The organism is Corallococcus exercitus (genome assembly GCF_003611585.1).
Lineage (GTDB): Bacteria > Myxococcota > Myxococcia > Myxococcales > Myxococcaceae > Corallococcus > Corallococcus exercitus.
In genome coordinates this window covers 1-6230 of record NZ_RAVW01000511.1, presented here as the reverse complement: position 1 = coordinate 6230, position 6230 = coordinate 1, and the positions used below count along the sequence as shown (strand labels likewise).

Genomic DNA, 6230 nt, shown 5'->3' with positions numbered 1-6230 from the left:
GGGGGGAAGCCCGTTGGGGGGGAGCCAGGGATATACCGAAAAGCAGGGGGACGGTACGACGGAGTTGAAGGGCTGGAATGTGTGCAGCGCGCGCCACTTCGCGCCGCTGGAGCATCCAGCAGCGGACCTTCCAGGCCCGCAAAGGGGCGGGGAGTCCTGACGCATGGAGGCCCGGCGCCTACCTCCAGCGCCTGGAGGTCCAGGACGGTCCCTTTCATGAGCGAGTCCGAGTCGAAGCAGGCGCCGCGCGGCTACGTCCGCTACCGCGACGACGTCGAGGTGGTGGAGCCCGACGAAGGGGAGGTCATCGAGAAGCTCATCGCGGCGATGCTCAAGGGCATGGCCCTGACGCGCCCGAAGCACGGCCGCACCGTGCGCGCCGCGCACGCCAAGGCCCACGGCCTGGTGAAGGGAGAGCTGCGGGTGCTGGACGGCCTGCCCGCGCCCCTGCGCCAGGGCCTGTTCGCGCAAGCCCGCGCGTATCCCGTCGTGGCGCGGCTGTCGCACGTGCCCGGGGACCTGGACGACGACCGGCGGGTCTCCGGTCCTCGGGGGCTGGCCCTCAAGGTCCTGGGCGTCCAGGGCCTGGGCCCCATGCTGCCTGGCCACGAGGGAGAGACGACGCAGGACTTCCTGCTGGACACCGGCAAGGTGTTCAACGCCGTGGGCCCCAGGGCGTTCCTCGCGCAGATTGCCCCGGTGGAGCACCTTGCCCCCCGGACGCCGCAGGCCGTGAAGGGCGCGGTGTCGGCGGTGTCGCTCGCCACGAACACGGGGCTGCACGCGGTGGGGGCGGACAGCGCGGTGCTGGACTTCTTCGGCCACCCCTTCCTGCACCCGCTGGGCGAGCCGTACTACAGCCAGGCCCCCATCCGGTACGGGGACTACCTCGCGAAGCTCAACGTGACGCCCGACTCGCCCGGCTTGCGCGCGCTGGTGGACGCGAAGCTGGACGTGCGGGACTTCGACGGCCTGCGCCAGGCGGTGGTGGCGTTCTTCCGCGAGCACCCGGCGGAGTTCGTGATGGGCGTCCAGCTGTGCACGGACCTGGAGCGGATGCCCGTGGAGAACGCGAACGCGGAGTGGCCGGAAGAGGAGAGCCCCTACCAGCCCGTGGCCCGGCTCGTGCTGCCCGCGCAGGATGCGTACGACCCGGCCCTCCAGGACGCGGTGGACGAGGCGATGCTGTTCAGCCCGTCCCACAGCCTGGCCGCGCACCGGCCCCTGGGCGGCATCATGCGCGCGCGCATGGCGGTGTACGAGGCCGTGGGCCGCGCCCGGCGGGAGCAGAATGGCCAGCCCGTGAAGGAGCCGCGAAGCGCGGACGACCTGCCCTGAGTCGTCCGCGCTGGGATGGAAAGCCCTACTGCCCGCTCAAGCCCGGGCCCGGCTTCCAGACCTTCACGTAGTCGATGGACGCGGTCCATGCCGTGGAGCCCGTGGCGTTCGCATCGCCGTACCAGAACGCGGACGCACTGCCGTTGATGGCCCACGTGGACGCGACGAAGTTGGCCATGCCCACCAGCATCCGCTTGTAGTCCGGGTTGTTGGAGAACGCGGCCGGCAGCGGAATCTCCCGGATGGCATTGGTCGCCGGGTCGCCAATCCACATCCGGATGTCATTGCCCACGCGGCGCGCGGTGTAGACCCACTGCTTGCCATTGCGGCGGTCCACGGCGGGCCTGATTTCGGACTGCTTGTTGTCCGGGTCCCAGTGCCAGGTCGTCATCACGCTGGTGCCGTCGTTGTTGGGCAGCTCGACGAGGTCCAGCTCCGGCGGCCACGGCGTCCCGCCCCAGCTCTCCGCGATGGGCCACATGAGGAAGTACATGCCCGTGCCCACGCCCGGCGGCAGGTCCGCCTTGAACGACACCTGGTAGTCCGCGTAGCCGGGATGCGCGGGCCGCGAGTTCTGCGCGTCCCACCACGTGCCCTGGTCCAGGTAGCAGCCGTCCCAGATGCCGGAGCCGTCATTGCGCTTCCGGGCGCGCATCTCCAGGTAGCCATTGGCCGTCACGCACTGGCTCTGCGTGTTCATCACCATGACAGTGTGGATGAGCGGCACGTTGGTCTGCCATTGCTTCCACTTGTTCCAGTCCAAGGTGTTGAAGTCGTCCTGGAGGTCCAGCACCCAGCCGGTGGGCGGATTGGGGACGCCTCCCACGCCGGGCGTGTTCCCGGACTGCAACGTCCAGCCCACCTGGGCGGACGCGTCGCCGGTGGCCTCGTAGTACTCCACCTTCACGCGGTGCTTGCCCGCGGTGAGCGTGACGTCGCCGGTCCGCGTGGACGCGCCGTGGTCGCTCCAGTGGTCCACGACGAGCGCCCCGTCGACGGAGATGCGGCTGCCGTCGTCGGACGTGGTGGAGAACCGGTACGTGCCCGCGGTGGCGAAGTTCCAGTCGCCCTCCCAGCGCACGCTGAAGTCATCCACGCCCACGCCCGTGCCGGGGCTCCCGGTTCCCCAGGAGAACTGGATGGCGGCGTCCTGGCGCTGGAAGGCCCGCGTCGTCAGGTTCCGGTCGCTGAAGTAGGTGCCCCGGAAGGCGCCCGTGGGAATGGGCAGCTCGCTGGGGCCCGCGTCGTCCCCCAGGAGGTTCACCTCCTGCACCCAGGAGCCGCTCGTGTTCGTGCGGTAGCGCACGTAGACGAAGCGCGCGTTCGTGTCCGGGATGTCGCAGCCCTGCCACTGGACGGCGCTGCCGTCGACGTCGCAGTCGTACCAGCCCGTCTGGGACCAGTTCGCGTCGAAGAGCTGGACGTGGAAGCGGTACGCCTGGTCGCCCAGGCTCCACACCTCGCGCACCTGTTTCAACGTCCCCAGGTCGTAGCCGGCATAGGCGTTGTCGCCCGCGCCCCACGCGCCCGAGGCCTCGTCGCCGTCGTTCACCTGCCAGGGATAGTTGAAGCCGCCGTCGTCGATGAGCGTCGCGGCCAGCTCGCCGGTGACCGCGCCACGTGAGACGGCGACGCGCGCGTCGGGCGTGGGCTCGCGGACGTCACACGCCGCCAGCGAGCACAGGGGAAGCAGCAGGCACGCCCGGACGAGCGCGCGGGAACGGGGGGATGGGACCATCTTTCGCCTCCAACAGGGGTTGGAGGCGACCAGACGTCCTGGCGGCTCGGACTGTCAATCTCGTTTTCTTGGAAGTTGGGTTAGTCTGTTTGTTCCCGTTCAAGCGCGAGGGCCGCGTCAGTTGGGCCGTGCGAGGAGCTTGTCGAGCGCCGCGTAGCTCTGGTTGAGGCCCTGCTCCATGCCGGCGCCGACCATGCCCTGGAGGTCCTCCGGGGTGTGGAAGAGCGACACGTTGACGAGCTTCGTGCGGCCGTCGCCCAGGTCCTCCAGCGTCATCGTCTCCACGACGACGTGGCCGGGCGTGCCGTCCCACTCGAAGGTCTGCTCGATGCGCTCCATGGGCTTCACCTCGCGGTAGCGGCCCTCGAAGCCGTGCGTACCGTCGGGCGAGTGTTCGACGAAGCGCCAATGGCCGCCGCGCTGGACGTCCATGCGCTCGACGACGAGCTTGTTGCCCCGGCCCCACCACTGCGCGACGAGCGTGGGGTCGGTCAGGGCCTTCCACACCCGCTCGCGGGGCGCGTTGAAGATGCGCTCGATGCGGACCTCCCGCTCCGAGGGCTGGGTGACGAGGGCCTTGGGTGAAGGGGTGACTTGGGTCGTCATGGCGTTCCTTTCGTGCGCTCGAGGAAGTCCTCGAGGTGATCCAGGCGCTGCTCCAGCAGGCTCCGGTACGTGGCCACCCACTTCGTCACGTCCTCCAGTCGCTTCGGACCGGGCTTGCAGTGGCGCACCCGCCCGACCTTCTCCGTCGTGACGAGCCCCGCCTCCTCCAGGATGCGCACGTGCTTCCGGAACCCCGTGAGCGTCATCTGGAAGTGCTCGGACAGGCTGCCAATGGACACGCCGGACCCTCCTCCCAGTCGCAGGAGGAGGGCCCGGCCGTGCGTTCGGCCGGGCGGGGCCTGGGCTGGGTGTTACTGGAGTTCGCAGAACTGGCAGACCGGCCCGATGAGCTTCCAGGCCGTACAGCTGCCGCCCGGGGGGCAGCAGCGCTTGTACTTGGTGCCGGGCAACCCATAGCCGCTGTTGGTGGTGCCCGGGTCGCCGTACCCCGCGGTGTTCGAGCAGGGCGTGCCGCGCGCGGCCTGCCAGGTGACCATCGACTGCATCTGCGAGATGGGACAGTTGGGATCCGTGCCGATCTCCTGCTCCAACTGGGCCTCGCCGCTGGGAGCCACGGCTTCGTCAGTCCCCGTGGAGGGGCCGCAGGCGGTGACGACGCCCAGGGTGAGGCTCATCAGGAACCACGCTCGAACCATGCTTCGCATGCGCAACGCTCCAGTCGGTGCGGGGCGGCAATGCCTTGCACCGACGGATTCCGGCATGGCGCTGTTGGCATGACAAGCCGGGGTGGCAGGCGTTTCCCTGCGGGAAACCCACTACCTCAAGCAGCTACTTGCGCTTCTTCGACATCGAGCGGACGAAGACGGAGTCGATGCCGTGGATGCGCATGGAGACGAAGTCGTCCGCGGTGGCGTTCGTGTAGCCCGCTTCACGCATCTCCTTCACGAAGGCGGGTGTGACGCCGTGGATGCGCATGGCCACCAGGTCGTCCGCGCTCAGCTCCTGGAAGCCCAGGCCGCGCATCTCCTTCACGAAATCCGGCGTGACGTTGTGGATGCTCATGGACAGGAGCGAGTCCAGGGGCAGGCCCTTGAACCCCAGCGCGGCCAGGCCCTGGATGCGCTCGGGCGTGACGTTGTGGATGCGGCAGTCGACGAGCTGCTGAACCGTCAGCTTCGGGTAGCCCTCGGCCGCCATCGCCCGGACGTACTCCGGAGTGACGTTGAAGATGCCCACGTGGACCAGCTCCTCCACGGTGGTCACCTTCTGTCCCGAGGCCGCCAGCGCCTTGACGCGCTGGGGGCCCACGTTGACGCTGGCCAGGAGGAACTGCTCGTCCGCGTCCGGCTTGGGAATGCCCAGCTCCGCCAGCTTCTTCGCGAAGCTGGCGTCCGGGTTGAAGCGCCAGGTGCCCACGCCCTGACCGTCCTTGAACTGGCCCTCGAAGTCGAACGTGCCCGCTTCACGCACCAGCTTGAAGGGGGCGCTGCTTCCGTCCGCGGTGGACAGCCCCTGGAAGTCCGCGAGCGGCACGGAGAAGCCATGGTGCGAATCCGGACGGTCCTTGGGCTGCAGCGACAGCTGCAACTGCTGCTCCCTCACCACCGCGCCCCACGTGCCGGTGCGCTGCGCATCGGCGGCGAGGACGGGGAGGGCCAGGAGCATCACGAACACGGTGAGCCACGGAGGCAGGCGAGACGTCATGACGGCGACTCCTTTTTCGGGCAAGGCGCGGCCCGCCCGCGCGCTCCTGGGGGAGCGCGCGGGGGGAACGCATGGGAGATGAAGGGAGGGACTACTTCCGGGGCTTCTGCATGCGGCGGATGAACTCCGCGTCCACGCCGCCGGTGCGCAGGCGCACCAGCTCATCCACGGTGGCGGGCTTCACGCCCGCGGCTTCCAATTCGCGCAGGTAGCTGGAGTCGACGCCCACGGCGCGCAGCTCCACGGCTTCATCGAGCTTCAGGTTGCCGAAACCCGCCGCCTTCAGGTCGTTGAGCCACGCGGCGTCGATGTTCAGCGCCTTCGCACCCAGCAGGTCCTCGGGATCCTCCTTCGCGAAGCCCAGGGCGGCCATCTGCCCCAGCCACTCTGGCGTGACGCCCAGGTGCTTCATGTCCACCAGCTGGTCGGCGGGGAGGGACCGGCCGAAGCGGTCCGTCATGGCCTTCACGTACTCCGGCGTGATGCCCGCGTGCTGGAAGTCCACCAGCGTCTCCACCGTCGGCGCGTAGCCCATGGCGGAGATGCGGTCGACGACCTCCGGGGTGACGCCCGCGATCTTCAGCTCGACCAGCTGGTCCACGCTCAGCGGATCCACGCCCACGCGGGTGGTCTCGTCGTCGTCCTGGGCCGCCTTGCGCTCCGCGCGGGCCTTCGCCTTCTCAGCGGGGTCGGGCTTCGGGACGGGCGCGGCGGCCGGCGTGGGCCCTGAGGCCGGAGCAGGGGCCGCCGCGACGACCGCGAGCGGCGAGGGAGCCGGTACGGCGATGGCGAGCGGCGCGGACCCCGGACTCGGAGCAGGAGCCGCCGCGACGACCGCGAGCGGCCTGGCCCCGGAGGCGGGGAGCGGCGCTGGGGCGGGGAG

The 6230-nt window shown here is 69.7% G+C and carries 6 protein-coding genes and 1 pseudogene; 1 reads left to right on the top strand and 6 read right to left on the bottom strand.

Going from position 1 to position 6230, the window contains the following annotated elements; translation table 11 throughout:
* Positions 1-216 precede the first annotated feature (216 nt).
* Positions 217-1338: a catalase family protein gene (locus D7W79_RS37240; protein ID WP_120530021.1), complete on the top strand. Its 1122-nt coding sequence runs from the start codon at positions 217-219 to the stop codon at positions 1336-1338.
* 25 nt (positions 1339-1363) lie between these two features.
* Here D7W79_RS37240 and D7W79_RS37235 read toward each other — a convergent pair whose 3' ends face one another.
* The 6 genes and pseudogenes from D7W79_RS37235 to D7W79_RS44045 all read right to left on the bottom strand — a co-directional run.
* Entirely contained in the window at positions 1364-3076 is a 1713-nt protein-coding gene (locus tag D7W79_RS37235) for a PA14 domain-containing protein (protein ID WP_120530020.1), read from the bottom strand.
* A 117-nt stretch (positions 3077-3193) separates the two neighbouring features.
* The gene (locus D7W79_RS37230) at positions 3194-3682 is read right to left on the bottom strand and encodes an SRPBCC family protein (RefSeq protein ID WP_120530019.1); all 489 of its coding nucleotides are present in this window, start codon (positions 3680-3682) and stop codon (positions 3194-3196) included.
* A complete protein-coding gene (locus D7W79_RS37225; RefSeq protein ID WP_120530018.1) occupies positions 3679-3945 on the bottom strand; it encodes a helix-turn-helix domain-containing protein in 267 nt (88 codons plus the stop codon). The genes D7W79_RS37230 and D7W79_RS37225 overlap by 4 nt, the downstream gene beginning before the upstream one ends.
* Positions 3946-3993: 48 nt before the next feature.
* A complete protein-coding gene (locus D7W79_RS37220) occupies positions 3994-4347 on the bottom strand; it encodes a hypothetical protein (protein WP_120530017.1) in 354 nt (117 codons plus the stop codon).
* A gap of 124 nt (positions 4348-4471) precedes the next feature.
* The gene (locus D7W79_RS37215) at positions 4472-5347 is read right to left on the bottom strand and encodes a 4-hydroxy-3-methylbut-2-enyl diphosphate reductase (RefSeq protein ID WP_120530016.1); all 876 of its coding nucleotides are present in this window, start codon (positions 5345-5347) and stop codon (positions 4472-4474) included.
* Positions 5348-5438: 91 nt separating this feature from the next.
* Positions 5439-6230 (bottom strand): annotated as a pseudogene (locus tag D7W79_RS44045) (M56 family metallopeptidase); the annotation flags it as partial.